Below are 25,886 nucleotides of genomic sequence, written 5' to 3'. Positions count from 1 at the left end.
AGGTCAGGGGCGAACCCTGATGGCAGCGCCCGCGCTCTCTGGTTCAGTGGAAACCACGCGGACGAGGTGGCTCGGACGACGCCGCCGCAGAGCGGGGCGCGCATGGTGCCGCGTCCGCGTGAGCGCTCGCGGTCCTCATTGCAGTCCCGCGAGTCGAAGCAGCAGGGACTTCACATCGGTGGCCGCGACGCGGTCGGTGACAGCGCGGGGGGTGGAGCACAGAATGAGCGGTCCGGAATCGGGATCCTCGCTCGTCGGAAGGCGGCCATGGCTGCCGCGAATAGGTGACGGGTCGAGGGGCACCACCGCCATGCGGTAGCGCATGCCGAGTTTCTTGCGTGCGAGCGCACCCGCGGCCTTCAGCCGGACATAGGGGTCCTCGGGGTCCATGAACAGCTCGACCGGGTCGTAACCGGGTTTGCGATGGATCTCGACGAGCTGCGCGAAGTCGGGCGCGCGGGCATCGTCGAGCCAGTAGTAGTACGTGAACCATGCGTCCGGTTCGGCGACGGCGACCAGTTCCCCCGAGCGGGGGTGGTCCAGGTGATGGGCTTTCTTGCCCTCGTCGTCGAGGAGCTGATCGATGCCGGCCAGGCCGTCGAGTGCCGCGCGGGTGGCCTCCAGGTCCTCCGGACGTCGCACGTACACGTGGGCGATTTGGTGGTCCGCGACGGCGAAGGCCCGGGAGGCCATCGGGTCGAGATACTCCATGCCGTCCTGGGTGTGCACTTCCAGGAGTCCGGCGCGGCGCAGCGCGCGGTTGATGTCGACGGGGCGGCTCACCCGGGTGATGCCGTACTCGGACAGAGCGACGACGGTACGGCCCTCGGTGCTGGCGTCGGCCAGGAGCGGGGCGATCACCGCGTCCAGGTCGGCGGCGGCCCGGTGGGAGCGCGGGTCGTCAGGTCCGTACCGCTGTAGGTCGTAGTCGAGGTGAGGGAGGTAGCACAGGGCGAGGTCAGGGTGCCGGGTGGCGATGATGTGGCGGGTGGCGTCCACGATCCACCGGCTGGAGACGATGTCCGCTCCGGGACCCCAGAAGTGGAAGAGGGGGAACGTACCGTACTTTTCGGTGAGTTCGTCGTGCAGGGCCGGGGGCCGCGTGTAGCAGTCGGGCTCCTTACGGCCGTCGGCGTAGTACACGGGGCGGGGGGTGACGGTGACGTCGGTGTCGGCGCCCATGGCGTACCACCAGCAGATGTTGGCGACGGTGTAGCCGGGGTGGGCGCGGCGGGCGGCGTCCCAGAGCTTGTCGCCCGCGACGAGGCCGTTGTGCTGGCGCCACAGCAGGACGTCACCGAGTTCACGGAAGTACCAGCCGTTGCCGACGATGCCGTGCTCGGCGGGGGTGGTACCGGTGAGGAAGGTGGACTGGGCGGCGCAGGTGACGGCGGGCAGGACGGTGCCGAGGGGTGCTCGCGAGCCGGTCTCACCGAGGGCCGCGAGGCGCGGCATATGGGCGAGCAGACGGGGGGTGAGGCCGACGACATCGAGGACGAGGAGTGGGGTCGGTCGGCCCGGAACAGGAAATGTCATGGCAGTTCCTTCAGGCCGAGGTCCGTCAGGAGGTCGCGGGCGAGGGTGAGTTCGGCGGCGATGCCGTCGACGAGCTGGGGGCGGGCGCGCGGGCGCAGCTCGGGCGGGAGGGCCTCCCAGGTGTAGGTCTCGACTTCCAGGTGGTGGGTGCGCGGGTGGGGTCCGCCCACCATCAGGGTGAGCGTGTCCTTGAGGACGGAGAGCGTGGAGGTGAGCGGCGGCGAGGGCGCCGCGTGGAGCGGTACGTGGAAGTGGGAGCGCCAGGGCGCCGTGTCGGGCAGGGCCCCGGGAGCGAGGGCCTCGCCGAGGTCGTCGGTGCCGCACAGGGCGGTGTCCGGGGTTCCCGCCGTCGCCGGACAGGCGGGGCTGGGCGACAGGGTGCGTGTCTGGTGCAGGAAGCGGGGTTCGTCGAAGGCGGCGAGAGCCGAGCGTACTTCGGGGAGGTGTGGGTGTTCGGCGTGCAGGGCGGCGGAGAGCTGGGACTTGACGATGGGGATGCCTGCGGCGGCGAGGGCGTCGAGGGCGGTGTGCGGGTCTTCGAAGGAGGTGGCGAGGTGACAGGTGTCGACGCAGACGCCGATGCGGTCGTGGCCGACCCCGGTGAGGGGCTCGATGGCGTCGCGGGTGGTCTCCACGGTGCAGCCGGGTTCGGGTTCGAGGCCGACGCGGATGGACCGGCCGGTGAGTTCGGCGAGGGCGTCGAGGCGCTGGGCGAGGGCGACAAGGGCGGTGCGGGCGACCTGGGCGCGGTCCGGGCCGAAGGCGGTGCGCCAGGCCAGTGGCAGGGTGGAGATGGTGCCTTCGGTGACGTCATCGGGCAGCAGTTGAGCGAGGACGCGGGCCAGGGCGGTGGTGTGCTCGAGCCGCTCGGGGTCGGCCCAGTCCGGCTTGTAGACGCGGTACTTGACCTTCTCGGAGCCGAAGCCGTCATAGGGGAAGCCGTTGAGGGTGACCACTTCGAGGCCGCGCCGGTCGAGTTCGGTGCGCAGCCCGCGCAGCGCGGCCGGGTCCATGACGAGGGTGCGAGCGGCGTCCTTGGCGAGCCACAGGCCGATGCCGATGCGGTCACGGCCGAGCCGTTTGCGGACGGGTTCGCAGTGGTCGCGGAGCTGGGCGAGGACGCCGTCGACGGTCTCCGCGGGGTGGACGTTCGTGCAGTAGGCGAGGTGGACGGTGGAGCCATCGGGGTGGCGGAAGCGCATGACTCACGCCCCACCGCGGAGGACAGAGTTGCCCTCGTGGGTGGCGTCGGTGTCCGCGACGTCCAGGGCGAGGCGGCCGCTGAGTCCGTAGAAGGCGACGGGGTTGCGCCACAGCACGCGGTCGACCTCGTCCTCGGAGAACCCGGCGTCGAGCATGGCGTCACCGACCCTGCGGGTCTTGAGAGGGTCGCTCTTTCCCCAGTCGGCGGCCGAGTTGACGAGGACGTGCTCCGAGCCGTACCGGCGCAGGATCGCGACCATCCGCTCCTCGTCCATCTTGGTGTCGGGATAGATGGAGAAGCCGAGCCAGCAGCCCGCGTCCTTGGCTTCCTTGACGGTGGTTTCGTTGAGGTGGTCGATCAGGACCCGGTCCATGGGCAGCGCGGACTCCGTGACGACGTCCAGGGTGCGGCGAAGGCCTGCGAGCTTGTCGCGGTGCGGGGTGTGCACGAGCGCGGGCAGCCCATGGTCGGCGGCGAGCTGCAACTGAGCCGCGAGCGCGGCGTCCTCGGCGGGGGTCATGGAGTCGTAGCCGATCTCGCCGACGGCGACGACGTTGTCCTTCACCAGGTACCGGGGCAGCAGGTCGAGGACGGGCGTGCAGCGCGTGTCGTTCGCTTCCTTGGGGTTGAGCGCGATCGTGCAGTGGTGGGCCATGCCGTACTGCGCGGCGCGGAAGGGCTCCCAGCCGAGGAGGGAGTCGAAGTAGTCGACGAAGGAGGCGGGCGAGGTGCGCGGCTGCCCCAGCCAGAAAGCGGGTTCGACGACGGCGCGCACGCCCGCGGCGTGCATCGCCTGGTAGTCGTCGGTGGTGCGGGAGGTCATGTGGATGTGGGGGTCGAAGATGCGCATCAGGACTCCTGCTCCTCACCGATGGGGGTCGAAGGGGCCGTGACGGTCACGGAGGCTGCCGGAGCCTGGAGGTCCGGAGGTTCCGGTGGGGCGGCCAGGGCCAGGACGCGGTGCAGATCGCCGGGGACGGGGCGGCCGGCGGCGGTGCGTTCGTCCGCGTAGTCCGCGAGCATCCGGGCCAGTTCGGCGTCGGCGTGGGCACGCCGCTCCAGGTCGGCGACGGCGTCTACGGGCACACCCGTGAACAGGCACTTGAGGACGGCGTGCCGCCACGCGTGCGAGGGGAGGTGAGTGGCGGCATAGGGGCCGAGAGCGGCGGCGAGGAGTCGGGTGTCGTTGGTACGCAGGGCGTCCTCGACGAGCGGCAGCGCCTCAGGGCCCGGCACCAGGAGGGGCAGGGAGCGCAGGACGGCACGGCGTTCGGCGGCGGCCCCGTGGTCATAGAGGCGGGTGAGGGTGGCGACGTCAGCGCGGGCGGCGTGGAGCAACAGCAGGCGGGCGGCGTCAGCGTGCTCGGGCCCGCAGCGGCGTCCGGCCTCGGCGAACCGCAGCTCCCAGGTAGGGGCGGCGGTCAGGGCATCAGCGGTGCCTTCGGTGGCCGGGTCCGTGGCTTCAGCGGCCGGGTTCGCCGTGGCTTCGGCAGCGGAATGCGCGGCGGCTTCGGCGGTGGCCTGGTCGAGCCAGGCGCGGGCCGCACCACCGAGGGCGGCGTCGAGACGGGAGCGGAGGTCGGCGACGGCGGACGTGTCGGTCACGGGGTTCCTCCTCGGGGTGAGGCCTCGCGGAGCAGCGGCGGAGCGGTGGCGGGACCGGAGAGAGCGCGAGGGGAGGTGAGGGTGCCGGAGGCGCCGGGCTGTGCAAGAGACACGGCCCGGCGGAGGAAGTCCAGCGACTGGGCGGCGAGTTGGGGCCCGGCGTGGGAGTGACGGGGCAGCTCGACGACGGTCAGGCCCTGGTATCCGGTGTCCGCGAGGGCACGCAGGACGGGCGGGAAGTCGATCTCGCCGTCACCGAAAGGGAGGTGTTCATGGACGCCCCGGCGCATGTCCTCGATCTGGACATGGCGCAGCCACGGCGCGGCGGCCCGGACGCAGTCGGCGGGTGACTGCGGTTCGAGGCACTGGCAGTGGCCGATGTCGAGGGTCAGACCCAGGAGTTCGGGTTCTCCGAGGAGATGACGGAGGTGGTGGAAGTCGGCGAGCGTGGCGAGCAGATGCCCGGGTTCGGGCTCGACGGCTACAGGCAGACGGGCCTCGGACGCGGCGTCGAGGACAGGGAGGAGCGCGTCGGCGAGGCGCGACCAGGCGGTCTCCACGGGGGTGCCCTCCGGCGTGATGCCACTGAAGCAGTGGACGGCGTGGGCGCCGAGGTCCGTGGCGACCCGCACGGCGCGGGTGAGGAGGCGGACGCGTTCAGCACGGAGTCGCGGGTCGGGGTCGAGCAGGGAGGGGCCGTGCTTGCGGCGGGGGTCGAGCACATAGCGGGCGCCCGTCTCCACCGTGACCGACAGCCCCAGCCGGTCCAGGCGTCGGGCCACCCTGCGGGTGCGGGCGGCCAGGTCGGGGGCGAGGGGGTCGAGGTGCATGTGGTCGAGGGTGAGGCCGACGCCGGAGTAGCCGAGGTCGGCGAGGAGACCGAGGGCGTCGTCGAGACGGAGGTCGGTGAGGCCGTTGGTGCCATAGCCGAAGCGGAGGCCGGCGGGGGCGGCGTGGGCGAGCAAGTCCACGGCCGGGACCTCCCTGGCAGCCGGGCCCATGTCAGGGGCGCCGTTAGGGAGGGCGGCACCCGGGGCGGCAGGGCGCTGCTCGTTCGGGGCGGTCATGTGACGCTCACCCGGCGGGCGAAGCGGCGGGCCGCCGGGGCCAGCGCCGCCGCGGCCAAGGCGCTGCCGAGGGCTCCGGACCTCGCGGCGAGCGCGGCTTGGAGAGGGATCAGGGCACGGATGCCGCCGCCGACGGCGCGCTGGGTCAAGGGAGGTGAGGGATTGAGGGCCGCGTGGAGGAAGGGCCGACCGGCCGTGGTGGTGTAGGCCAGGGCGAACGCTGTCCGGGCCAGGGCGTCGGCGCCTTCGGCCCGGTGGGGTAGGCGGGTGGTGCCCGGCAGGCCGAGCCTGACCGTCGGAGGCCGGCCTGCCGGGAGCGAAGGGGGCCCGCCCGCCGCCCACCGGGGCCAGGGCCGGGGCCGGGGCCGGCGCCCGCGGCGGGACTGCGGCAGAGGCTGCGGTCGAGCCACCGCGTAGGCCAGCGCGAGAGTCGTAGCGAGAGCACCCAGTGGGGCCTTGGTGGACCCGCCTTGGGTCTCATGACGAGAGACGGAGGTGACAGCGAGAGTGTGTACCCCAAGAGCCAGGGCAGCAGGCAAAGCGGAGCCGACCCGCGCTGCCCCCTCCCGGACAGCCCACCCACCGCGGGCATCGCCGGGAGCCCGACCAGGTCCGCCCACTCCGGAGGCTCCGCCGCCGGCCCGAGCGAGGTTGCCTGCCCTGGGCAGCCATGCTGGCCACCTCATCGGCCCCCTTGCCCAAGAGGCGCCCCTGGCCTCCCCGCCGAGGCCACCCGCCCCCAAGCCCGAGACCTTGCTGCGCGCTCCGCCGGAGCCGCCTCCTCGCGAGGTATGGCCGACCACACCACCAGGGCCGCTACCCGGCGCGGCGGCGTCTGCGGGTGCGCCACCGGGCGGGGCTGCGCTTGAGGACCCGCCACCCGGCGAGGCGCCCCCACCGGAATCGGTGGCCCCGACCCCAGCCCCGGCCCAACCCGCGCCAGGCCCTCCCCCCGCTTGCCCCCGCCCTCCGTACGCCCCCGTCACCGTGGCGGTCACGCCGAGGAGGAGGTCCAGGGCTCGGGCCGTGGCCATGGTGGTGGGGCCTGCCTTGGTGTGCTTGAGGGTCAGGTCGTAGGCCCAGACGGTGCCGGCGAGGGCGGTGGCCACGGTGAGGGCGGGGCGGCCCGCTCGGGCGGCCAGGGCCAGGCCTGCCGCTGTGAGGGCGGCGGCGGCCGTGAGGGCGGCAGTGGGATGGACGCGGCCGGAGGGGATGGGGCGGTGTGGGCGGTCCACGGCGTCTTCGGCGCGGTCGGCCCAGTCGTTGAGGGCCATGCCCGCCTCGTAGAGGCAGAGGGAGGAGGTGACGGCGAGGGCGGTGCCCCGGCCGGGGCGCAGGCCGGTGGCGGCGGCTCCGGCGAGGGCGTCGCCGGGGACGGTGAACAGGGCGGGCAGGCGGAGGAGTTCGGCCCAGGCGCGGGCGTGGGCGCGGAGGGAGACCACGGGCTACTCACCCCGTCCCCGGGGACGGGCCGCGGAGGTGAGGCGGGTCGCGAAGGCGGTGAGCGCGGCGTACTGGTCCGCGAGGGCCGTGCGAGCGCCGGGGTCGGGGTCCTTGAAGTAGAAGGCGAGTTCGGGGCGGGGGCCGGTGAGGCCGTGAGCGTGGGCACTGGAGAGGAGGCGGGCCAGGTCGAGAACCAGGGGCGCGGCCAGGGCGGAGTCGCAGCCCTGCCAGGTGGTCTGGAGGATCATGCGGGTACCGAGGAAGCCGTCGAAGGCGATGTGGTCCCAGGCGGTCTTCCAGTCGCCGAGGGCGGGGACGTCGTCGATGTGGACCTCGCCCTGGGGTACGGCGCCGAGGGTGTCGGCGAGGACGCGTTCCTTGCCCGCGTTCTTGGCGGCGGCCGCGGCGGGGTCGGCGAGGGCGGCGCCGTCGCCGCCGCCGAGGAGGTTGGTGCCGGACCAGGCGCGGACGTCCAGGGCCCGTTGGGTGAACATCGGGCCGAGCACGGAGCGCAGCAGGGTCTGGCCCGTCTTGCCGTCGCGTCCCGCGTGCGGAAGGCCGCTGGACGCGGCGAGGGAGGCGAGGGCCGGGTGGTGCAGGCCGGTGGAGGGGGTGAAGTTCACGTAGGGGCAGCCCGCGCGCAGGGCCGCTGCGGCGTAGAGGGAGCTGGCCGGTAGGCGGCGGCTCCGGGGCGGCCCCTCGTCCAGGGGTGGTGCGGGTTCCGTGGAGGCCACGTTCACGACGACCGCGCGGGCGAGCCCGCGGCGGTGGAGGAAGCCGGAGATCTCGGAGGTGAAGGCAGTGATGAGTTCGTCGTCGGTGCGGGTGTCACCGGGGAGCGGGCCGCCGGTGCGGATCTCGGCGTCGGCGGCGTCGAGTTCGGCGCGGACGGCGGCTGGCAGGCCGTGGGGGAGTACGCCCTGGGCGGTCAGGTGTTCGGCGCGTTTGGGCAGGGGGCATTCGACGGTGTCGTGGCCGCCGAAGACGAGGGAGGACAGGGCGGGCAGCCCGGCGTCGGCGAAGGGCGGGGTCTCCGTGACCATGCCGATCGGCGGGTGCAGGCCGGCCGTCATCGCCGCGCAGCCCGCGACGGCCGTGGTCGCGACGGACCCGCGGGCGCCGATCAGCCACACCCCCGTGGGGTCCTCGGTAGCGGTAGTGGACACGGCTGCCTCCCTGTCGTGGCGCGCGGTCGGTGCGTATGCGCTCAGTCATCACACGTGCCTCACGGGAGAGGCAAGACGGCGACAAGACGTTGAGACGGTGGGCGGAGGTCCGGCGTCCTCCGCCCACCGCCGTCTATCGGGCGCCCGCTCCCCCGGCGACGGGAGCGGTGCCGGGCGTGATGCTGGACGTGGTGTCGGGCGTGGTGTCGGGCGTGGTGTCGGGCGCGGCGCCGCCGCGGTCTGCGGCCAGGGTCTTCACGCGGATGTCGCGGAAGGCGACCTGGTCGTCGGCGCCGTGGTTCTGGATGCCGATGTGGCCGTCGCGCAGGCTGCGGGCGGGGTCGGTGTTGGTGTAGTCGTTGATGAGGGTGCCGTTGAGCAGGATCCGCAGGCGTTCGCCCTCGACGCGGAGTTCGTAGGTGTTCCACTGGCCGGGCGGGTTGAGGGCGCGGTCGCGGGCGGCCAGGTCGGCGGACTTGAAGCCGTAGACGGCGCCGGTGGTCTTCTCCGGCAGGTCGGTGGCGTCGATCTGGACCTCGTAGCCGTGGTCGACGGCCGACCAGGGGTCGTCGGAGGGCGGGAAGCCCACGAAGATCCCGGAGTTGTCGTCCTTGTCGGGGCCGGACATGCGCCAGTCGAGCTTGAGCGAGTACGAGCCGAAGGAGCGGTCCGCGTACCAGAGCATGCCCATGCCGCCGACGGAGGTGAGGGTGCCGTCGTCCGTGAGGGCGAAGGAGCCGGGCCCGGCTTGTTTCCACCGGGTGAGGGAGGCGGCGGTGCCGTCGAACAGGGGCGTGTAGCCCTGCTCGGGGCGGCAGTCGGCCCGGGCGGCGCCGGTGGCGTACTGGATGCCGCCGAGCAGGTGGCGGCGGAAGGCGGGGTCGGCGTACGACTGCTTGGTGTGACCGCCGCCGGTGTAGAAGGAGCGCCCGGCACCGCCGTCGGTGGCGCTCTGGCACCAGGCGATGGGGTGGTCGCCGCCCATCGTGCCGCCGCTGTACGACGATTCGTCGAGGGAGGCCAGGACCCGGGCCCGAGCGCGGGGGCTGGCGCGGTAGTTGTACCACTCGTCACTGCGGTCCCAGTCCGCGCCGAGGTGGGCCGTCGCGGGGTGGGCGTGGTCCTCGACCTTGATCTTCGCGGGCTGGATCGCCGGGTGCGACTGGAAGTGGGCGCCCACGAGACGGCCGTAGAAGGGCCAGTCGTACTCGGTGTCGGCGGCCGCGTGTACGCCTGCGTAGCCGCCGCCTGCGCGGATGTAGCGTTCGAAGGCGGTCTGCTGGGCGGGGTCGAGGACGTCGCCGGTGGTGGAGAGCCAGACGACGGCGTCGTAGCGGGCCAGGTTCTTGGAGGTGAAGGCACGGGCGTCGTCCGTCGCGTCGACGGTGAAGCCGTGGGCGGCGCCCAGGTCCCGGACGGCGGCGACGCCGTCCGGGATCGAGTCGTGGCGGAATCCGGCGGTCTTGGAGAAGACCAGCACTCGTTCGCCGTCCTCGCGCCGGTCGTCGGGGCCCGGCCTGGACTGCGCGGGTCCCGAGACGCAGCCGATCAGCAGGGTGGCGGCCGCCGTGGCGACGGCGAGCCGCGCGCGTGCGCGCATCGCGGTGCCTCCCTCTCAGCTCGTGGTGAAGGTGAAGTCGTCGACGTCGTAGAGGGCGCCCGTACCCGTGCCCTTGAAGACCAGGTAGAGCGTCGTGGTGCCCGCCGGCGCGCCCGCGAGGGCCGTGCTGACGTCGGTGTAGGTCTCCCACGACCCGGTCGGGTCGACCTTGGCGCTGCCGAGCAGGGTGCCGTCGGCCGTGCCCGCGCGGATCTCCAAGGTGCCGCCGGTGCCGGCGGAGGCGACGCGCGCGGTCAGCTTGGTGGCGTTGCCCAGCTGGTAGGGCTTGAAGGAGATCCAGTCGCCGTTGTGGATGTCGCCGACCGTCTTGCCGCCGTGGGCGGGGGTGTGGCTGATGACGTTCACGCCCTGGGAGTCGCCGTAGTGCTCGGCCTGGCGGTGCCGGGTCTGGGTGACGTTCTGGTCGTGGGTGGTCAGCGGGGGCTGGCCGGCGGCGCCCTTGTCGGTGTACTCGGCGTCGAAGACCCCGAAGATGTTCGCGTTGGGGTCGTGCTCGCTGTCCGCGGACGTCTGGAGGGTGCCTTCGCAGCCGTTCGCGGAGGTGACCGGGTGGCCGTGGCTGTCGTGGCCGAGGATGTGGGTGACCTTGACCTTGGAGCAGTCGACGGAACCGTTCGCGCTGTCTTCGGGATCGGTCACCGTCACCTTGAAGGGCACCTTGTCGCCGAAGGTGAACAGCTGCCCGTCGCCGGGGAGTTCCAGCTTCACGGTGGGCGCGGTGTTGCCGACGGTGATGTGCGCGCTCGCGGTGCCGGTGCGGCCGGACGGGTCCTTGGCGGTGACGGTCGCGGTGTAGACGCCGTTCTTGTCGTACGTGTGCGCGGGGTTCTGCTGGGTGGAGGTGGTGCCGTCGCCGAAGTCCCACGCGTAGGTCAGCGCGTCACCGTCGGCGTCCGTGGCCTTGGCGGTGAACTGGGTCTTCAGCGGGGCCTGGCCGCTGGTCACCGAGGCGGCGGCCTCCACGACCGGGGAGTGGCCGCCGGTGGCGTTCTCGATGCGGTACAGGGCGGAGTTGTGGTCGCCGTTGAAGTAGCCGGTGCCGTAGTCGAGGACGTACAGCGCGCCGTCCGGGCCGAACTCCATGTCCATCACCTGGGTGCCCTTCCAGGGGAAGGCGTTGATGGACTTCACGGTGCCGTCCGCGCCCTGGTCGACGCGTTTGATCCAGCGCCGGCCGAACTCGCCGGCGAAGTAGTTGCCGTCGTAGGCCTGCGGGAACTTCACCGGCGAGTTCAGGTTCGCGTCGTAGCGGTAGACCGGGCCGCCCATCGGCGACTCCGAGCCGGTGCCGAACTCCGGGACCGAGCCGCCGTCGTACGGGATCCAGGCGGGCTGCGCGGGCGGCAGCTGGGTCAGGCCCGTGTTGCGCGGCGAGGTGTTCTTCGGCGCGGCGCAGTCGAAGGCCGTGCCGGAGGCGCCGGTGGCGAAGTCGTAGTCGACGTAGGCGTCGTTCTTGCCGGTGCAGTACGGCCAGCCGTAGTGGCCGGGCTTGGTGACGCGGGTGAACTCGACCTGGCCCGCCGGGCCGCGTTTCGGGTCGGCCTTGCCCGCGTCGGGGCCGTAGTCACCGAGGTGGACGATGCCGGTGGGCTTGTCGACGCTCATCCGGAAGGGGTTGCGGAAGCCCATCGCGTAGATCTCGGGGCGGGTCTTGGCGGTGCCCTTGGCGAAGAGGTTGCCGCGGGGTATGGAGTACGAGCCGTCGTTCCTGACCTTGATGCGGAGGATCTTGCCGCGCAGGTCGTTGGTGTTGGCGGAGGTGCGCTGGGCGTCGTACGCGGGGTTGCGGGTGGCGCGCTCGTCGATGGGGGTGTAGCCGTCGGAGGCGAAGGGGTTGGAGTCGTCGCCGGTCGACAGGTAGAGGTTGCCCTGCTTGTCGAAGTCGATGTCGCCGCCGACGTGGCAGCAGATGCCGCGGTTCGCGGGGACGTCGAGGATCTTCTTCTCGCCGGCCGTGTCCAGGGTGCCGTCGGGTTTGAGCACGAAGCGGGACAGGCGGTTCACGCCCTCGAACTTCTTGAAGTCCGCCGCGGTGCCGTCGTTGGGCGCGTCGCCGGCGGGGGTGTTCAGGGGCGGGGCGTAGTAGAGGTAGACCGCCCTGTTCTTGCGGAAGTTCGGGTCGACGCCGACGCCTTGGAGGCCTTCCTCGTCATGCGTGTACACCGGGATCTTGCCGGCGACCTTCGTCTCTCCCCTGGCGTCCGTCAGGCGTACCGTGCCGTCGCGGGAGGTGTGCAGGACCGAGCGGTCGGGGAGCACGGCGAGGGTCATGGGCTCACCCATCTCCGGTTCGCCCTTGGCGAGGGTGACCTGCTGGAAGTCCTCCGCGCGCGGCTGCGACGGCGCGCGGGCCGTGCTGTGGGGGGCGGCGACGGTGAGGGTGGCGGCGGTGAGCAGGGAGCCGGTGAGCAGGGCGAGGGCCTTGCGGGTGGTGGGGCGCGGTCTGGGCACGGGGTCCTCCGGTCGGGGGCCGTGTGGGGCTGGCTGATGCCTGGCGCCCGGGGTGCGCCGTCACCCCGGGGGTTATGTCATGCACACCTCAGCGACGGTAGCCGGGTTTGTCCGTGGCGGATAGCCCTTGTGCGGAGGGTGTGTGGGGCTTCTTCCTTGGGCGGGACAAAGTGGGTGCGGCCACGCGGCACGCCCGGGAGCCGTCCCTCCCCGGGCCGGGGGGACCGGGGCATCGGGATGGGGCGGGTCCGAGGCGCCGCCGCAGGGCTGGCGCTACTTCGCGAAAGCCGCGTCGAAGGACGCCGAAGGGGGCTCGTAGTCGTACGCCTTCAGGTGGCGCAGGGCCTCGGGGGCGCCGTGGAGGCGGTCCATGCCCGCGTCCTCCCACTCGACCGAGATCGGGCCGTCGTAGGAGATGGCACGCAGCATGCGGAACACGTCCTCCCAGGGGACGTCCCCGTGGCCCGCCGAGACGAAGTCCCAGCCGCGCCGCGGGTCACCCCACGGCAGGTGGGAGCCGAGGCGGCCGTTGCGGCCGTCGAGGCGGCGCCGGGCTTCCTTGCAGTCGACGTGGTAGACGCGGTCGCGGAAGTCCCAGAGGAACGACACCGGGTCGAGGTCCTGCCACACGAAATGCGAGGGGTCGAAGTTCAGGCCGAAGGCGGCGCGGTGGTCGACGGCGGCCAGGGCCTTGTGCGTGGTCCAGTAGTCGTACGCGATCTCGCTCGGATGGACCTCGTGGGCGAACCGGACGCCCTCCGCGTCGAACACGTCCAGGATCGGGTTCCAGCGGTCGGCGAAGTCCTCGTAGCCGCGTTCGATCATCGACTCCGACGCGGGCGGGAACATCGCCACCAGATGCCAGATCGCCGAGCCGGTGAAGCCGACCACCGTGTCCACGCCGAAGGCCGCGGCGGCGCGCGCCGTGTCGGCCATCTCGGCGGCGGCCCGCCGCCGCACGCCCTCCGCCTCGCCGTCGCCCCAGACGCGGGCGGGCAGGATCGCCTGATGGCGCTCGTCGATGATGGCGTCGCACACCGCCTGCCCGACGAGGTGGTTGGAGACGGCCCAGCACCTCAGGCCGTACTTGTCGAGCAGCGCGCGGCGGCCGTCCGCGTACGCCGGGTCCGCGAGGGCCTTGTCGACCTCGAAGTGGTCGCCCCAGCAGGCGAGTTCGAGGCCGTCGTAGCCGAAGTCGCGGGCCAGCGAGCAGACCTCCTCGAGCGGCAGATCCGCCCACTGGCCGGTGAAGAGCGTGAACGAGCGGGGCATGACCGGTCCTTTCCTGACGTCGGAGGGGGTCGGAGCGTCGGAGGGGTAGGGCGTCGGGGCCTCAAGGGCCCGGGGGTCCAGGGGCCCAGGGCCTCGAAAGCCGGGCGGCGCGCGCCGCCGCGGGTCTCAGGCCGCGACCGGCGTGGCCGCCACCAGCGTGTACACGGAGTTCTTCTGCGCGCTCTCCTCCACCGCGGCGAGCACCCGCTGCACGGCGAGGCCTTCGGCGAAGGACGGCTCGGGCGCGGTGCCGGTGGCCACGGCGTGCAGCAGGTCACGGGCCTGGTGCACGAAGGTGTGCTCGTAGCCGAGGCCGTGGCCGGGCGGCCACCAGGCCGCCAGGTAGGGGTGGGTGGCCTCGGTGACGAGGATGCGGCGGAAGCCTGCCGAGGCGGCGGGTTCGGTGTGGTCGTGGAAGGAGAGTTCGTTGAGGCGCTCCAGATCGAAGGCCAACGAGCCGTCGGAGCCGTTGAGTTCGAGGCGCAGCGCGTTCTTGCGGCCCGCGGCGAACCGGGTGGCCTCGAAGGTGGCGAGGGCGCCGGAGGGGAAGCGGGCCGTGAAGACGGCAGCGTCGTCGACCGTGACCTGGCCGCTCCCGGCGCCGCCCGCCGCCGCGAGCCCGGCGGGCGCGCCCCGCGGCAGGGGCCGTTCCCGTACGAAGGTCTCCGTCAGCGCCGAGACGCCCGCGACGGCCTCGCCCGTCAGGTACTGCGCGAGGTCCACGATGTGCGCGCCGAGGTCGCCGAGGGCCCCCGAGCCCGCCCGGTCCTTGCGCAGCCGCCACGTCAGGGGGAAGCCGGGGTCGACCAGCCAGTCCTGGAGGTAGGTGAGGCGGACGTGGCGCAGCGCGCCGAGGCGGCCCGCGGCGACCATCTCGCGGGCGAGCGCGAGCGCGGGCACGCGCCGGTAGTTGAAGCCGACCATCGCCACCTGCCCGCGGGCGCGGGCCCGCTCGGCGGCGGCGACCATGGCCTCCGCCTCCTCCACGGTGTTGGCGAGCGGCTTCTCGCACAGCACGTGCTTGCCCGCCTCCAGGGCGGCGATGGCGATCTCCGCATGGCTGTCGCCGGGGGTGCAGACGTCGACGAGGTCGACGTCGTCCCGGGCGATGAGCGCGCGCCAGTCGGTCTCGGCGGCGGCCCAGCCGAGCCGGTCCGCGGCGGCGCGCACGGCTGTGCCGTCGCGCCCGCAGACCGCGGCGAGCCGTGCCTCGACCGGCAGGTCGAAGACGCGCCCCACGGTCCGCCAGCCCTGGGAGTGGGCGGCGCCCATGAAGGCGTAGCCGACCATCCCGACGCCGAGGCGGCGCCGCGCGGCACCCGGGCCCGTTGCGGGCCCGGCCCCCGAAGCGGCCTCGTGCTCCCTCTCACTCATGCGGTAACTCCTCCTGGTCGGACGCGTCGACGCCTGCCTCGCGGGTCAGCGGGCACCTCACCTGAGAGCGGGCACCTCACGGGCACCTCACTTGAAGCCGGTGGACATGTATTGGTCGACGTTGTCCTTGTCGACGACGGCCGAGTAGAGCGTGAGGGAGGCCGGGATCTCGTACTCGGCCAGGCCGCCGACGCCGTTGCCCTGGCCGAGCGCGCGGGCCAGGTCGATCGCGGACGCCGCCATCGTCGGCGGGTACAGGACGGTGGCCTTCAGCACCCCCCGGTCGGCCTTGATCTCCTGGAAGGCGGAGAGCGCGCCCGCGCCGCCGACCATCAGGAAGTCGTCGCGTCCGGCCTGCTTGATGGCGCGCAGGGCGCCGACTCCCTGGTCGTCGTCGTGGTTCCACAGGGCGTCGATGTTCTTCTGCGCCTGGAGGAGCTGCGACATCTTCGCCTGGCCGGACTCGACGGTGAACTCGGCGGCCTGCCGGGCGACCTTCTCGATGTTGGAGTAGTTCTTCAGGGCGTCGTCGAAGCCCTTGGTGCGCTGCTTGGTCAGCTCCAGGTTGTCGAGCCCGGCCAGCTCCACGACGCGGGCGTTCTTCTTGCCCTTGAGCTTCTCGCCGATGTAGTGCCCGGCGTTGAGGCCCATGCCGTAGTTGTCGCCGCCGATCCAGCAGCGGTAGGCCTGCGCGGAGGCGAAGATCCGGTCGAGGTTGACCACGGGGATCCCGGCCTTCATGGCCTTCAGGCCGACCTGGGTGAGGGCCTTGCCGTCGGCGGGCAGGATGACGAGGACGTCGACCTTCTTGTTGATGAGGGTCTCGACCTGGCCGATCTGGGCGGCGGTGTCGTTGGAGCCCTCGGTGGCCTCCAGGGTGACGTCCTCGTACTTCTTCGCCCGCTCCCTGGCGTTGTCGTTGATGGCGTTCAGCCAGCCGTGGTCGGCCTGCGGCCCGGCGAAGCCGATGGTGACCTCCTTGCCGGGCTCGTTGTCGGCGGCGGGCCGGTTGTCGGGTGCCTCGTCACTGTCGGAGTCCTTCGGCTCGTTGCTGGTGCAGCCCGTCAGAACAGCCCCCGCGGACACGGCGGCCGCCCCGAAGAGCAGCCCTCTGCGGCTCGTGGTGTGTGGCATGGCGGTGACCCCTTCGGATGGTGGTCAGGTGGTGGCCGTACGGCGCTGCACCAGGACGGCGGCGACGATGATCGCCCCCTTGGCGATCTGCTGGACGGCGGTCTCCAGGTTGTTGAGCGCGAAGATGTTGGTGATCGTGGTGAAGATCAGCACGCCGAGCACGGAGCCGGTGATGGTGCCGCGCCCACCGCTGAGCAGGGTGCCGCCGATGATCGCGGCGGCGATGGCGTCGAGTTCGTACAGGTTGCCGTTGGTGTTCTGGCCCGAGCCCGACAGGACGATCAGGAGGAAGGCCGCGATGCCGCAGCACAGGCCCGACAGGAGGTAGAGGTAGAGCCGCTGGCGGCGTACGTCGATCCCGGCCAGGCGCGCGGCCTCCGCGTTGCCGCCCACGGCGACCGAGCGGCGCCCGAACGTGGTGCGGTTGAGCAGCAGCCAGCCGACGGCGGTCACGGCCGCGAAGACCATCACGAGCGGCGGAACGCCGAGGACGTAGGCGTCGCGCTCGCCCAGCTTCAGGACGCCGTCCACGGTGACCATCTGGGTCTTGCCGTCGGTGATCTCCAGGGCGAGGCCGCGCCCGGAGGCCAGCATGGCGAGCGTGGCGATGAACGGCACCATGCCGCCGTAGGCGATGAGCAGCCCGTTGACGAGCCCGCAGCCGAGGCCGACGACGACGGCCGTGAAGAGGATCCCCGCGAAGCCGTACTCCTGGGTGGCGACGGTCGTCGCCCACACCGAGGCGAGCGCGACGATCGCGCCGACGGACAGGTCGATGCCGCCGGAGATGATGACGAAGGTCATGCCGACGGTGACGACGCCGATGACGGACGCCTGGGTGAGGACGAGCTGGACGTTGTCGGTGTCGAGGAACGCGTCGGGCTGGGTGACGCCGCCGACGACGATCAGCGCGCCGAGGACGCCGAGCAGCGACAGGGTCCGCAGGTCGGCGCGGCCGGCGAGGGCCCGCAGGGGGCTGCGCTCCCCCTCCGCCGGGGGGCTCTTCTCGGTGACGGGCCGGGCGGGCGATGCGGGCTGCGTCATGACGCCGGGCTCCCTTTCGCGGTGACGGTGTCTTCTGGGTTCCCTGGGTTCCCTAGGTTCCCTGGGTTCCCTGGGTTCCCTGGGTTTCGCGGGTTCTTCGGGCGTCCGGGCTCCTCCCGGCTTCGCGCGTCCTTCGGGCTTCCCGGCTCCTCCCGGTTTCGCGGGCTCTCCGAGCGTCCCGGCTCCTCCCGGTTTCGCGGGTCCTCCGGGCTTCCCGGCTCATGGGGGTTTCGCGGGCTCTCCGGGCGTCCCGGCTCATGGGGGTTTCGCGGGCTCTCCGGGCGTCCCGGCTCCTCCCGGCTTCGCGGGTCCTCCGGGCTTCCCAGCTCATCTGGGTTTTCCGGGCCGTCCGGCTCGTCCGGGTCTTCCGGCCCTTCCGGGCCCTCCCGGTCGCGCGGCCCATGCAGGCGGCGTGCGTCCCGCGGGGCGGCGACGACCCCCGGCGCGCCCGCCTCCGTGTCCGACGTCAGGACCAGGTCGAGCACGCGGTGCTCGTCCAGTTCGTGGGTGGGGGCCGTGTGCACCACCCGGCCCTCGCGGAGGACCAGGACGCGGTCGGCGAGGCCGAGGACCTCGGGTATCTCGCTGGAGACCAGCAGGACGGCCAGGCCCTCGTCGGCGAGCCGCCGGACCACGGCGTACAGCTCGGCGCGGGCGCCGACGTCGACGCCGCGCGTGGGCTCGTCGAGCAGCAGGACCCGGCAGCCGCGCAGCAGCCACCGCGCGAGGACGGCCTTCTGCTGGTTGCCGCCGGACAGCGTGCGCACGGGCGCGGTGGGGTTGTCGGGCCTGAGCGACAGCTCCCGCGTGGCGGCGCGGGCGGCCTCCCGCTCCTTGCCCCGGTCCAGCCAGCCACCGCGCGAGAAGCGGGACAGGGACGACACCGACACGTTGCGCGTGACGGACTCCAGCATCAGCAGGGCCTGCGCCTTGCGCTCCTCGGGAGCGAGGCCGAGCCCGGCGCGCACGGCCGCGCGGACGCTGCCGGGGCGCAGTGCCCGGCCCCGCACGCGGACGTGCCCCGCGGTCGGCTTGCGGGCGCCGTAGATGGTCTCCAGGATCTCGGACCTGCCGGAGCCGACCAGCCCGGCGAGCCCGACGATCTCCCCGGGGCGCAGCGTGAGGTCGAGGGGCGCGAACTCGCCCTCCCTGGCCAGGCCGTGGACGGTGAGGAGGGGCTCGGACGGGGGCCGCCGCGCGCCGTCGGACCGCCGAGGGAAGACGTGCTCGACGGTGCGGCCCGTCATCAGGGCGACGATCTCGCGCGTCGGCGTCCGCCGCGCGGGCAGCCCTAGCGCGACGGCCCGGCCGTCCTTGAGGACGGTGACGCGGTCGCCGATGCGGCGGATCTCTTCGAGCCGGTGCGAGATGTACACGACCGCGACGCCCGCTGCCGTGAGGTCGCCGACGACGCGGAAGAGGTTGTCGACCTCGTCGGGGTCGAGCGCGGCGGACGGTTCGTCCATGACGATGAGGCGTACGTCGTGCGACAGCGCGCGGGCCATCGACACGATCTGCTGCTGGGCGGCCGACAACTCCCCCACAAGGCGCGCCGGGTTGATCTCGGCGTGCCCGAGTCGCTTGAGCAGGGCGGCGGTCGAGGCGTGGGCCGCCCCCCTGCGGACGAGGAAACCGGCCGCTGTCGGCTCGTGCCCGAGGAAGACGTTCTCGGCCACGGACAGGTGTCCTACCAGGTCCAGCTCCTGGTAGATGGTGGCGATGCCGAGCCGCATGGCGGCGATCGGCGAGCGCAGGGTCACCGTCTCGCCGCGCCAGGTGATGGTGCCGCCGTCGGGCTGGTGGACGCCCGCGAGGACCTTGATGAGCGTGGACTTGCCCGCGCCGTTCTGGCCGAGCAGACAGTGCAGTTCACCGGCCTGTACGTGCAGGTCGACGCCGTCGAGCGCGCGGACGCCGGGGAACGACTTGGTGATGCCGGACATGCGGAGCAGCGGTGGTTCTGGTGCCATGACGGTTCCCTCGTACGGGTGTGGCCGGTTTCAGGGCAGAGCAGGGTGAGCGCTGTGCGGGATGTGCCGAGGTGCCTACGTGCGGTGCCGATGTGCCGATGTGCCGATGTGCCTATGCGCCTATGCGCCTATGCGCCTATGCGCCTATGCGCCTACGTGTCGGACGCACTGTCCTGCGTGCTCCCGGCCGCCGTAGCCGGACGGCCGCGGCCGCCGCAGCGCGGGCAGTCCCGGTCGGTGTGGCCGCGGGGCGGGTCAGGCCGGTGAGAACAGGTGGTCGCTGATGAGCCGGGCGCCGCCGGTGACGCCCGCGGTGGGGCCCAGCTCGCCGAGGACGATGGGGAGGTTGCCGGTCGCGAGGGGCAGGGACTGGCGGTAGACCTGGGTGCGGATCGCGGCGAGGAGCGTGTGGCCGAGGCCCGTGACGCCGCCGCCGATCACCACGAGACCCGGGTTGAAGAAGCTGACGAGGCCCGCGATGACCTGGCCGGTGCGGTTGCCGCCGGCGCGGATCAGGTCGAGCGCGGTGGGGTCGCCCGCGGCGGCGGCCGCGGCGACGTCGGCGGCCGTGAGCGCCCCGGCCGCCTCCAAGCGGGCGGCAAGCTCCGGCGAGCGGCCCTGGTGGGCGGCCTCCTGGGCGTCGCGGGCGAGCGCGGCGCCGCTGAAGTGGGCTTCGAGGCAGCCCTTGTTGCCGCAGGCGCAGGGGCGTCCCTCGGGTTCCACCTGGATGTGGCCTATGTCCCCCGCGCTGCCGGTCGTGCCCCGGTGCACCTCGCCGCCGACGACGATGCCGCAGCCGATGCCGGTGCCGATCTTGACGCAGAGGAAGTCGGCCACGGAGCGCGCGACGCCCGCGTGCTGCTCCCCCATCGCCATCAGGTTCACGTCGTTGTCGACCATGACCGGGCAGCCGAGTTCCTGGCTGAGCGCCTCCCGCACGGGGAAGCCGTCCCAGCCGGGCATGATCGGCGGGGCCACGGGCACGCCCTCGGGGAAGCGGACGGGCCCCGGCACCCCGATGCCCGCCCCGTCGAAGCCCTCCGCGAGGCCCGAGGCCCGCAGCTTCGCGGCCATGGCGAGGACCTGCTCGAAGACCGCGACCGGGCCCTCGCGCACGTCCATGGGCTGGTTGATGTGCCCGAGCACCTCCAGCTCGGCGTTGGTGACGGCGACGTCGACCGAGGTGGCGCCGATGTCCACACCGAGGAAGCGGAGGTTCGGGGCGAGGCGGATGTTGTGGGAGCGGCGGCCGCCGCGGGAGGCGGCGAGGCCGTCGGCCACGACGAGTCCGGTCTCCAGGAGGCGGTCCACCTCCACGGCCAGCTTCGACCGGGAGAGGTCGACCTGATCACCCAGCTGGGCACGGGAGTTGGGGCCACCGTCACGCAACAGGCGGAGCAGGCGCGCCTGGTGCGCGTTGGCGGGTCGAGCCGTCATGCGTCTCACGCGCCCCTCCCCGCCTCATCGGCCTTGTCCCTCGTACGCGTTGGGCTTTCGAGGGGAACGTAGCAGCGGGTGCCGGGGCTGGGAAGAACTTGCGCGCGAATTACCCTTCACTTTCTCCTGCGGCAGGACAAAGCCGGGGCCTCGCGGCGCGCCCCGGACCCGCCCCTTGAGGACGAGCGCGTCAGCGCGATGGAGGGGCGGGCGGGTGGGAGGGAAGCGTCCCCTCAGGCCGGGGCCCGGTCGTGGTAGGTGCGGCGGGTGTGTTCCGTGTGGGCCCGCATCACCGCCGTGGCCCGCTCCTCGTCGCGCGCGGCGATCGCCGCGATCAGGTCCCGGTGCTCGACCCAGGACTGGATGCCCCGCTGCCGCGCCACCGGCGTGTAGTACCAGCGCACCCGGCGGTCCACCCGGCTCGCCAGTTCGGCGAGGACCACGTTCCCCGCCAGTTCCATGACCTTGGCGTGGAAGGCTGCGTTCGCGGCGACGACGAGGTCCACGTCCCCGTCGGCGACGGCCGCCTCCCCCCGGGCGCACAGCTCTTCGAGCGCCGCGATGCCCGCGGAGCCCGCGTTCGCCGCGGCCAGGCGGGCGGCCTCCGCCTCCAGGAGCGTACGGACCGTGAGCAGCTGGTCCGCCTCCTGCTCCGTCGGCTCGTGCACGAACGCGCCCTGGGCGGGCCTGAGGTCCACCCAGCCCTCGGTGTTGAGCCGCTGGAGCGCCTCGCGCACGGGCTGCCGGGACACGCCGAGGTGCCCGGCCAGCTCGCTCTCGACGAGGTGCTGGCCGGGCTGGAGGGCGCGGGTGGTGATGAGTTCGAGCAGCGCCTCGTAGACGCGCTCGCGCAGCGGTCCCGGCCGTTCCAGCTTGGGCACCGTCCCCTGCGGCAGTCCTGCGGACAACATCCGGTCCCCCTCCTGAGCCCTGCGAAGGCCACGACACGCCTGGAGTGCATTGGCTTTTGTCTACAGTTTACCGAGCACCGTGACCAGGACCAGAGGGAGTTGGGACCGCCGCGGGCAGCGCAGGAGCGTCACGCGCAGCGCGGGACCGCCGCGGGCAGCGCAGGAGCGTCACGCGCAGCGCGGAACCGTCACGGGCAGCGCACGACCTGCCCCGCGTACGACAGGTTTCCGCCGAAGCCGAAGAGCAGCACGGGGTCGCCGGTGACGATCTCGCCGCGCTCCACCAGCTTGGAGAGCGCGAGTGGCACGGACGCGGCCGAGGTGTTGCCCGAGTCGACCACGTCGCGGGCGACCACCGCGTTCACGGCGCCGATGCGCTCGGCGAGCGGTTCGACGATGCGCAGGTTGGCCTGGTGCAGGACGACCGCGGCGAGGTCGGCGGGCGCGAGCCCGGCCCGCTCGCAGGTGGCCCGGGCCAGGGGCGGCAGCTGCGTCGTCGCCCAGCGGTAGACGCTCTGGCCCTCCTGGGCGAACCGCGCGGGCTCGCCCTCGATCCGCACCGCGTGCCCCATCTCCGGCACCGACCCCCACAGCACGGGGCTGATGCCGGGCTCCTCGCCGTCGGCGCAGGCCTCGACGACGGCCGCGCCCGCGCCGTCGCCGACCAGGACGCAGGTGGTGCGGTCCGTCCAGTCCGTGATGGCGGACATCTTGTCGGCGCCGATGACCAGGGCCCGGCTCGCGGCTCCGGCCCGTACGGCGTGGTCGGCGGTGGCGAGCGCGTGCGTGAACCCCGCGCAGACCACGTTGACGTCGAGCGCGGCGGGCGAGGGCAGGCCGAGCCGGGCGGCGACGCGGGCGGCCATGTTCGGCGAGCGGTCGACCGCCGTGGAGGTGGCGACGACGACCAGGTCCACGGACTCGGGCGCCCGGCCCGCCGCCGCGAGGGCCTTGGCGGCGGCGTGCGCGGCCAGCTCGTCGACGGGCTCACCGGGGCCCGCGATGTGCCGGGTGCGGATGCCGACCCGGGAGCGGATCCACTCGTCGCTGGTGTCCACCATGCCCGCCAGGTCGTCGTTGGTCAGGACCCTGGCGGGCTGGTAGTGGCCGACGGCGGCGATGCGTGAGCCGGGCATGGGCGGGTCCCCTCGTGGTGCCGGATGTACGGGACCGTCCAGTCTGCTGAGCGACTCACGGGTAGCGGGTGACGTAATGCGACAGGATTGGGACCGCTCGTTTGGATGCTTCTCATCATCGCGTCACCCGGTGAAGAGCTGTGTGGCCTTGTGTACGAGTTCGTAGAGGCCGTATGCCAGGGGCACGGTCACCCACAGCCAGGACCCCAGGATCAGCGCGCGGCGGCGTGGCGGGCGCTCCGGCCGCGGTGCGGAAGCGCCCGGATCAGCGGGCGGCGGGCTCGGCGGCGTCGTCATCGGCGGCGTCGTCATCAGCGGCCTCCTTCGGGGCGGCGAGGTGGTGGCGGGGGTGGACGGGGCGGACCAGCTCGTTGGCGACGAACCCGACGACGAGCAGGCCGATCATGATCGAGAAGGAGGCGCCGTACAGGGCGGCGCCCTCCTTGCCCGCCTCCTCCTGCCGGTCGGCCACCCAGTTCACGATCAGCGGGCCGAGGACCCCCGCGAGCGACCAGGCCGTGAGCAGGCGGCCGTGGATGGCCCCCACCTGGTAGGTGCCGAAGAGGTCCTTGAGATACGCGGGGACGGTCGCGAAGCCGCCGCCGTAGAAGGAGAGGACGACCAGCGCGCAGCAGACGAACAGCGGCTTGGAGTCGTCGCCGAAGCGGGCGATGAGCAGGTACATCAGCGCGCCCGCGCCCAGGTAGACGCGGTACACGTTCTTCCGCCCGAGCAGGTCGGATGCGGACGACCAGCCGATGCGGCCCGCCATGTTCGCGGCCGAGAGCAGGGCGACGAAGCCGGCGGCCGCCGGAGCGGAGACCGGGGCCGATGAGCCCGCGAAGAAGTCCGTGATCATCGGGGCGGCCTTCTCCAGGATGCCGATCCCGGCGGTCACGTTCATGCACAGGACGACCCACAGGCACCAGAACTGCGGGGTGCGCACGGCCTGGCGCGCCGACACCTGGGGCCCGGCGGCCACCCCGGCCGCGCCCGGGCCGCGGGTGCCGTCCGGCCGCGGGACGCGTACCAGGAGCACCCCGAGCGCCATGAAGACCGCGTACGTCAGTCCGTGCACGAGGAAGGCGAGCGCGATGCCCGAGGAGTCCGTGCCGAACGACTCCAGCATCCGCGCCGACCACGGTGAGGCGATGAGCGCGCCGCCGCCGAAGCCCATGATCGCGATGCCGGTGGCCATGCCGGGCCGGTCGGGGAACCACTTGATCAGCGTGGACACCGGGGAGATGTAGCCGATGCCGAGCCCGATGCCGCCGACGAAGCCGTAGCCGACGACCACGAGCCAGTACTGGCGTGTCGCGGCGCCGAGCGCGGCGAGCAGGAAGCCCGAGGAGAAGCAGACGAGCGCGACGGACATCGCCCAGCGCGGCCCGTTGCGCTCCACGAACGTGCCGCCGAACGCGGCGGACAGGCCCAGCATGACGATGCCGAGCTGGAAGGGCAGCGCGCTCTGGGTGCCGCTGAGGTCGAGCGCGGACTCCAAGGGCGGCTTGAAGACGCTCCAGGCGTAGGCCTGGCCGATGGAGAGGTGCACCGACAGGGCGGCGGGCGGCACGAGCCAGCGGCTCCAGCCGGGAGGTGCGACGGGGGGCCTCATGATCCCGAACGGTAGGAATCCGACGGGCCGTTGGGAAGGGGCCGGGCCGGGATTCGTCGACGGTATGCGATGGGGTGACGGAAGGCGAGGCCGTGGGCCCCCGCAGCGGGCGCCGGGTGCGGGCTCCGCCGAGGCCGAGGGCGCCCGCACCCCCGCCCCGGCCTGCTCGCGGCGGGCCGAGCCCGGCAGGGTGGTGCGCACCGATACCGACCGCGCCCGGCGCAGCCGCAAGCCGGTCCTCGAACTCCTCGCCTCCGGCATCGACTTGTCGATGACTCCCCAAGTCGATGTGTGGATCGAGCGGTGCGGGGCGGCGCCGGACCGTTCGGTCCGGCGCCATCGCGGTCGCGGACCTCGGCTGTGGCCTCACGCCGCACGTGCAGGACAATGAGATCGTGGAGGTCACCTCGCCGCACGACAGGCCGTTGACCCACGGCAGCCTCTGCGTCAAGGGCCGCTTCGGCCACCAGCACGTACAGAACCGGGACTGATCGACATGGGACGAGTCACGGAGCGCCGCCGCGTCCTCCGCATCCGCGACGGCGCGGTCAGCGAGCGGCCCGACACGCTCGTCGCCGAGGAGCCGCTGGAGATCCGCCTCAACGGCAAGCCGCTCGCGATCACGATGCGCACCCCGGGTGACGACTTCGCGCTCGCCGCGGGTTTCCTCGTGAGCGAGGGCGTCCTCGGCGCGGCGGACGAGCTGCGGAACATCGTGTACTGCGCGGGCGCCACCCAGGACGGCTCGAACACGTACAACGTGGTGGATGTGTCGACGGCGCCCGGCGTCGTCATCCCGGACATCACCCTGGAACGCAACGTGTACACGACCTCGTCGTGCGGCCTGTGCGGCAAGGCGAGCCTGGACGCGGTCCGCACCACGGCCCGCTGGCCCGTCGACGACGGCCCCGGCCCGCTGCGCCTCACCCCCGAGCTGCTCGCCGCCCTGCCGGACCGGCTGCGCGCGGCCCAGCGCGTCTTCGACCGGACCGGCGGCCTGCACGCGGCCGCGCTGTTCTCCGAGGACGGCGAGCTGCTCGACGTACGCGAGGACGTGGGCCGCCACAACGCCGTCGACAAGCTGGTGGGGCGGGCGCTTCAGAGCGGACGCCTGCCGCTGGCCCGCACGGTCCTGCTGGTGTCGGGGCGGGCCTCCTTCGAGCTGGCCCAGAAGGCCGTGATGGCGGGCGTCCCGGTGCTCGCGGCCGTCTCGGCGCCGTCGTCGCTCGCCGTCGACCTGGCGGCCGAGACGGGGCTCACGCTCGTGGGCTTCCTGCGCGGGGCCTCCATGAACGTGTACGCGGGCGAGCACCGGATCGCCCTGCGGGCCGGGGCGCACCCCGCGGCGCGGTAGCCGGGCCCCGGGCGTCACGCGTCCACTGCCGCCACCCGGACCAGCATCTCCTGGAAGCGGTCCCGCTCCTCCGGCGACAGCGGGGCCAGGAGTTCGGCGTTGGCCCGCTGGGCCGCGCGGGCGCAGCGCCGGACCACGCGGCGGCCCTCGTCCGTGATCGTCACCGCGTTCTTGCGGCGGTCCCCGGGGTCCGGCGTGCGGTCGACCAGGCCCGCGTCCTGGAGGTCGTTGAGGACGCCCACCATGTCCTTGGGGTCGAGCGACACGCTGCGGCCCAGCTCCGCCTGGGCGACGGGGCCGAGGTCGGCGACGGCGGACAGGACGACGTGGTGCCACATCCGCAGGCCCTCGGCCGCGAGGGCGTCGGCGACCAGGGCCCGCCCGCGGGCGGCGGCGCGGCCGAGCAGCCAGCTCGGCAGGGTGCGGATGGTGGAGGGAGCGCTCGGGGTCTCGGGCATGGCAGGAGCGTACCGAAGAACCGTTGGACTTCCCAATGAAATGGTGATTATCGTTGGGGCCACCCACGGTTTTGCCTTGAGGAGGCAC

At 73.0% G+C, this 25,886-nt stretch carries 20 protein-coding genes and 3 pseudogenes; 2 read left to right on the top strand and 21 right to left on the bottom strand.

Features of this window, described 5'->3' with window-relative positions; translation table 11 throughout:
• Positions 1 to 135: 135 nt before the first annotated feature.
• The 20 genes and pseudogenes from AC07GB_RS09080 to AC07GB_RS08985 form a co-directional block, all read right to left on the bottom strand.
• The gene (locus tag AC07GB_RS09080) at positions 136 to 1,536 is read right to left on the bottom strand and encodes an alkaline phosphatase family protein (protein WP_478843078.1); all 1,401 of its coding nucleotides are present in this window, start codon (positions 1,534 to 1,536) and stop codon (positions 136 to 138) included.
• Positions 1,533 to 2,738 carry a metabolite traffic protein EboE gene (gene eboE, locus AC07GB_RS09075; protein ID WP_478843076.1) on the bottom strand — a complete coding sequence of 402 codons (1,206 nt, stop codon included), beginning with the start codon at positions 2,736 to 2,738 and terminating at the stop codon, positions 1,533 to 1,535. The genes AC07GB_RS09080 and eboE overlap by 4 nt, the downstream gene beginning before the upstream one ends.
• 3 nt (positions 2,739 to 2,741) lie before the next feature.
• Entirely contained in the window at positions 2,742 to 3,590 is an 849-nt protein-coding gene (locus AC07GB_RS09070; RefSeq protein ID WP_478843074.1) for a TatD family hydrolase, read from the bottom strand.
• Positions 3,590 to 4,345: an EboA domain-containing protein gene (locus AC07GB_RS09065; RefSeq protein WP_478843072.1), complete on the bottom strand. Its 756-nt coding sequence runs from the start codon at positions 4,343 to 4,345 to the stop codon at positions 3,590 to 3,592. Before AC07GB_RS09065 ends, AC07GB_RS09070 begins: the two co-directional genes overlap by 1 nt.
• Complete coding sequence (locus AC07GB_RS09060; RefSeq protein WP_478843308.1) at positions 4,342 to 5,346, bottom strand: sugar phosphate isomerase/epimerase family protein; 1,005 nt, start codon at positions 5,344 to 5,346, stop codon at positions 4,342 to 4,344. The genes AC07GB_RS09065 and AC07GB_RS09060 overlap by 4 nt, the downstream gene beginning before the upstream one ends.
• Positions 5,347 to 5,408: 62 nt before the next feature.
• Positions 5,409 to 5,561 (bottom strand): hypothetical protein, encoded by a 153-nt coding sequence (locus AC07GB_RS09055; protein WP_478843324.1) that lies wholly within the window; start codon positions 5,559 to 5,561, stop codon positions 5,409 to 5,411.
• A gap of 651 nt (positions 5,562 to 6,212) precedes the next feature.
• Positions 6,213 to 6,854 (bottom strand): annotated as a pseudogene (locus tag AC07GB_RS09050) (UbiA family prenyltransferase); the annotation flags it as partial.
• Positions 6,855 to 6,857: 3 nt separating this feature from the next.
• On the bottom strand, positions 6,858 to 8,021 hold the full coding sequence (locus AC07GB_RS09045; RefSeq protein WP_478843070.1) for an inositol-3-phosphate synthase: 1,164 nt from the start codon (positions 8,019 to 8,021) through the stop codon (positions 6,858 to 6,860).
• 133 nt (positions 8,022 to 8,154) lie between these two features.
• Positions 8,155 to 9,621 (bottom strand): ThuA domain-containing protein, encoded by a 1,467-nt coding sequence (locus tag AC07GB_RS09040; protein WP_478843068.1) that lies wholly within the window; start codon positions 9,619 to 9,621, stop codon positions 8,155 to 8,157.
• A 15-nt stretch (positions 9,622 to 9,636) separates the two neighbouring features.
• The gene (locus tag AC07GB_RS09035) at positions 9,637 to 12,093 is read right to left on the bottom strand and encodes a PQQ-dependent sugar dehydrogenase (protein ID WP_478843066.1); all 2,457 of its coding nucleotides are present in this window, start codon (positions 12,091 to 12,093) and stop codon (positions 9,637 to 9,639) included.
• A gap of 273 nt (positions 12,094 to 12,366) precedes the next feature.
• Entirely contained in the window at positions 12,367 to 13,365 is a 999-nt protein-coding gene (locus AC07GB_RS09030; protein ID WP_478843064.1) for a sugar phosphate isomerase/epimerase family protein, read from the bottom strand.
• Between the two features lie 126 nt (positions 13,366 to 13,491).
• Complete coding sequence (locus AC07GB_RS09025; protein WP_478843062.1) at positions 13,492 to 14,739, bottom strand: Gfo/Idh/MocA family protein; 1,248 nt, start codon at positions 14,737 to 14,739, stop codon at positions 13,492 to 13,494.
• Positions 14,740 to 14,826: 87 nt separating this feature from the next.
• On the bottom strand, positions 14,827 to 15,873 hold the full coding sequence (locus AC07GB_RS09020) for a substrate-binding domain-containing protein (protein ID WP_478843060.1): 1,047 nt from the start codon (positions 15,871 to 15,873) through the stop codon (positions 14,827 to 14,829).
• Between the two features lie 24 nt (positions 15,874 to 15,897).
• Complete coding sequence (locus tag AC07GB_RS09015; RefSeq protein WP_478843058.1) at positions 15,898 to 16,917, bottom strand: ABC transporter permease; 1,020 nt, start codon at positions 16,915 to 16,917, stop codon at positions 15,898 to 15,900.
• Positions 16,918 to 17,384: 467 nt separating this feature from the next.
• A pseudogene (locus AC07GB_RS09010) lies at positions 17,385 to 18,887 on the bottom strand (sugar ABC transporter ATP-binding protein); the annotation flags it as partial.
• A 255-nt stretch (positions 18,888 to 19,142) separates the two neighbouring features.
• Positions 19,143 to 20,324: an ROK family transcriptional regulator gene (locus AC07GB_RS09005; protein WP_478843056.1), complete on the bottom strand. Its 1,182-nt coding sequence runs from the start codon at positions 20,322 to 20,324 to the stop codon at positions 19,143 to 19,145.
• Positions 20,325 to 20,557: 233 nt separating this feature from the next.
• Positions 20,558 to 21,235 (bottom strand): GntR family transcriptional regulator, encoded by a 678-nt coding sequence (locus AC07GB_RS09000; protein ID WP_478843054.1) that lies wholly within the window; start codon positions 21,233 to 21,235, stop codon positions 20,558 to 20,560.
• Positions 21,236 to 21,423: 188 nt separating this feature from the next.
• The gene (locus tag AC07GB_RS08995) at positions 21,424 to 22,371 is read right to left on the bottom strand and encodes a beta-ketoacyl-ACP synthase III (RefSeq protein WP_478843052.1); all 948 of its coding nucleotides are present in this window, start codon (positions 22,369 to 22,371) and stop codon (positions 21,424 to 21,426) included.
• Positions 22,372 to 22,494: 123 nt separating this feature from the next.
• Entirely contained in the window at positions 22,495 to 22,668 is a 174-nt protein-coding gene (locus AC07GB_RS08990; protein ID WP_478843306.1) for an MFS transporter small subunit, read from the bottom strand.
• A complete protein-coding gene (locus AC07GB_RS08985) occupies positions 22,637 to 23,986 on the bottom strand; it encodes an OFA family MFS transporter (protein WP_478843050.1) in 1,350 nt (449 codons plus the stop codon). Before AC07GB_RS08985 ends, AC07GB_RS08990 begins: the two co-directional genes overlap by 32 nt.
• Positions 23,987 to 24,021: 35 nt before the next feature.
• On the opposite strand from AC07GB_RS08985, the pseudogene AC07GB_RS08980 reads away from it, so the two are divergent.
• Positions 24,022 to 24,477: pseudogene (locus AC07GB_RS08980) on the top strand (hypothetical protein); the annotation flags it as partial.
• Positions 24,478 to 24,482: 5 nt separating this feature from the next.
• The gene (gene fdhD, locus AC07GB_RS08975) at positions 24,483 to 25,340 is read left to right on the top strand and encodes a formate dehydrogenase accessory sulfurtransferase FdhD (RefSeq protein WP_478843048.1); all 858 of its coding nucleotides are present in this window, start codon (positions 24,483 to 24,485) and stop codon (positions 25,338 to 25,340) included.
• A 14-nt stretch (positions 25,341 to 25,354) separates the two neighbouring features.
• Here fdhD and AC07GB_RS08970 read toward each other — a convergent pair whose 3' ends face one another.
• Positions 25,355 to 25,798 (bottom strand): MarR family winged helix-turn-helix transcriptional regulator, encoded by a 444-nt coding sequence (locus tag AC07GB_RS08970; RefSeq protein WP_478843046.1) that lies wholly within the window; start codon positions 25,796 to 25,798, stop codon positions 25,355 to 25,357.
• Positions 25,799 to 25,886 lie beyond the last annotated feature (88 nt).

Source organism: Streptomyces sp. NPDC045778 (genome assembly GCF_056431945.1).
This window is presented reverse-complemented; position numbering and strand designations above follow the sequence as displayed.

Excerpts from the sequence above, each read along its gene's own strand:
- fdhD (WP_478843048.1), top strand. The coding sequence starts at position 24,483 with ATGGGACGAGTCACGGAGCGCCGCCGCGTCCTCCGCATCCGCGACGGC.
- AC07GB_RS09000 (WP_478843054.1), bottom strand. The coding sequence starts at position 21,235 with ATGTTGTCCGCAGGACTGCCGCAGGGGACGGTGCCCAAGCTGGAACGG.
- AC07GB_RS08995 (WP_478843052.1), bottom strand. The coding sequence starts at position 22,371 with ATGCCCGGCTCACGCATCGCCGCCGTCGGCCACTACCAGCCCGCCAGG.
- eboE (WP_478843076.1), bottom strand. The coding sequence starts at position 2,738 with ATGCGCTTCCGCCACCCCGATGGCTCCACCGTCCACCTCGCCTACTGC.
- AC07GB_RS09005 (WP_478843056.1), bottom strand. The coding sequence starts at position 20,324 with ATGACGGCTCGACCCGCCAACGCGCACCAGGCGCGCCTGCTCCGCCTG.
- AC07GB_RS09060 (WP_478843308.1), bottom strand. The coding sequence starts at position 5,346 with ATGGGCCCGGCTGCCAGGGAGGTCCCGGCCGTGGACTTGCTCGCCCAC.
- AC07GB_RS08990 (WP_478843306.1), bottom strand. The coding sequence starts at position 22,668 with ATGACGACGCCGCCGAGCCCGCCGCCCGCTGATCCGGGCGCTTCCGCA.
- AC07GB_RS08985 (WP_478843050.1), bottom strand. The coding sequence starts at position 23,986 with ATGAGGCCCCCCGTCGCACCTCCCGGCTGGAGCCGCTGGCTCGTGCCG.
- AC07GB_RS09070 (WP_478843074.1), bottom strand. The coding sequence starts at position 3,590 with ATGCGCATCTTCGACCCCCACATCCACATGACCTCCCGCACCACCGAC.
- AC07GB_RS09020 (WP_478843060.1), bottom strand. The coding sequence starts at position 15,873 with ATGCCACACACCACGAGCCGCAGAGGGCTGCTCTTCGGGGCGGCCGCC.
- AC07GB_RS09025 (WP_478843062.1), bottom strand. The coding sequence starts at position 14,739 with ATGAGTGAGAGGGAGCACGAGGCCGCTTCGGGGGCCGGGCCCGCAACG.
- AC07GB_RS09015 (WP_478843058.1), bottom strand. The coding sequence starts at position 16,917 with ATGACGCAGCCCGCATCGCCCGCCCGGCCCGTCACCGAGAAGAGCCCC.
- AC07GB_RS08970 (WP_478843046.1), bottom strand. The coding sequence starts at position 25,798 with ATGCCCGAGACCCCGAGCGCTCCCTCCACCATCCGCACCCTGCCGAGC.
- AC07GB_RS09040 (WP_478843068.1), bottom strand. The coding sequence starts at position 9,621 with ATGCGCGCACGCGCGCGGCTCGCCGTCGCCACGGCGGCCGCCACCCTG.
- AC07GB_RS09030 (WP_478843064.1), bottom strand. The coding sequence starts at position 13,365 with ATGCCCCGCTCGTTCACGCTCTTCACCGGCCAGTGGGCGGATCTGCCG.
- AC07GB_RS09080 (WP_478843078.1), bottom strand. The coding sequence starts at position 1,536 with ATGACATTTCCTGTTCCGGGCCGACCGACCCCACTCCTCGTCCTCGAT.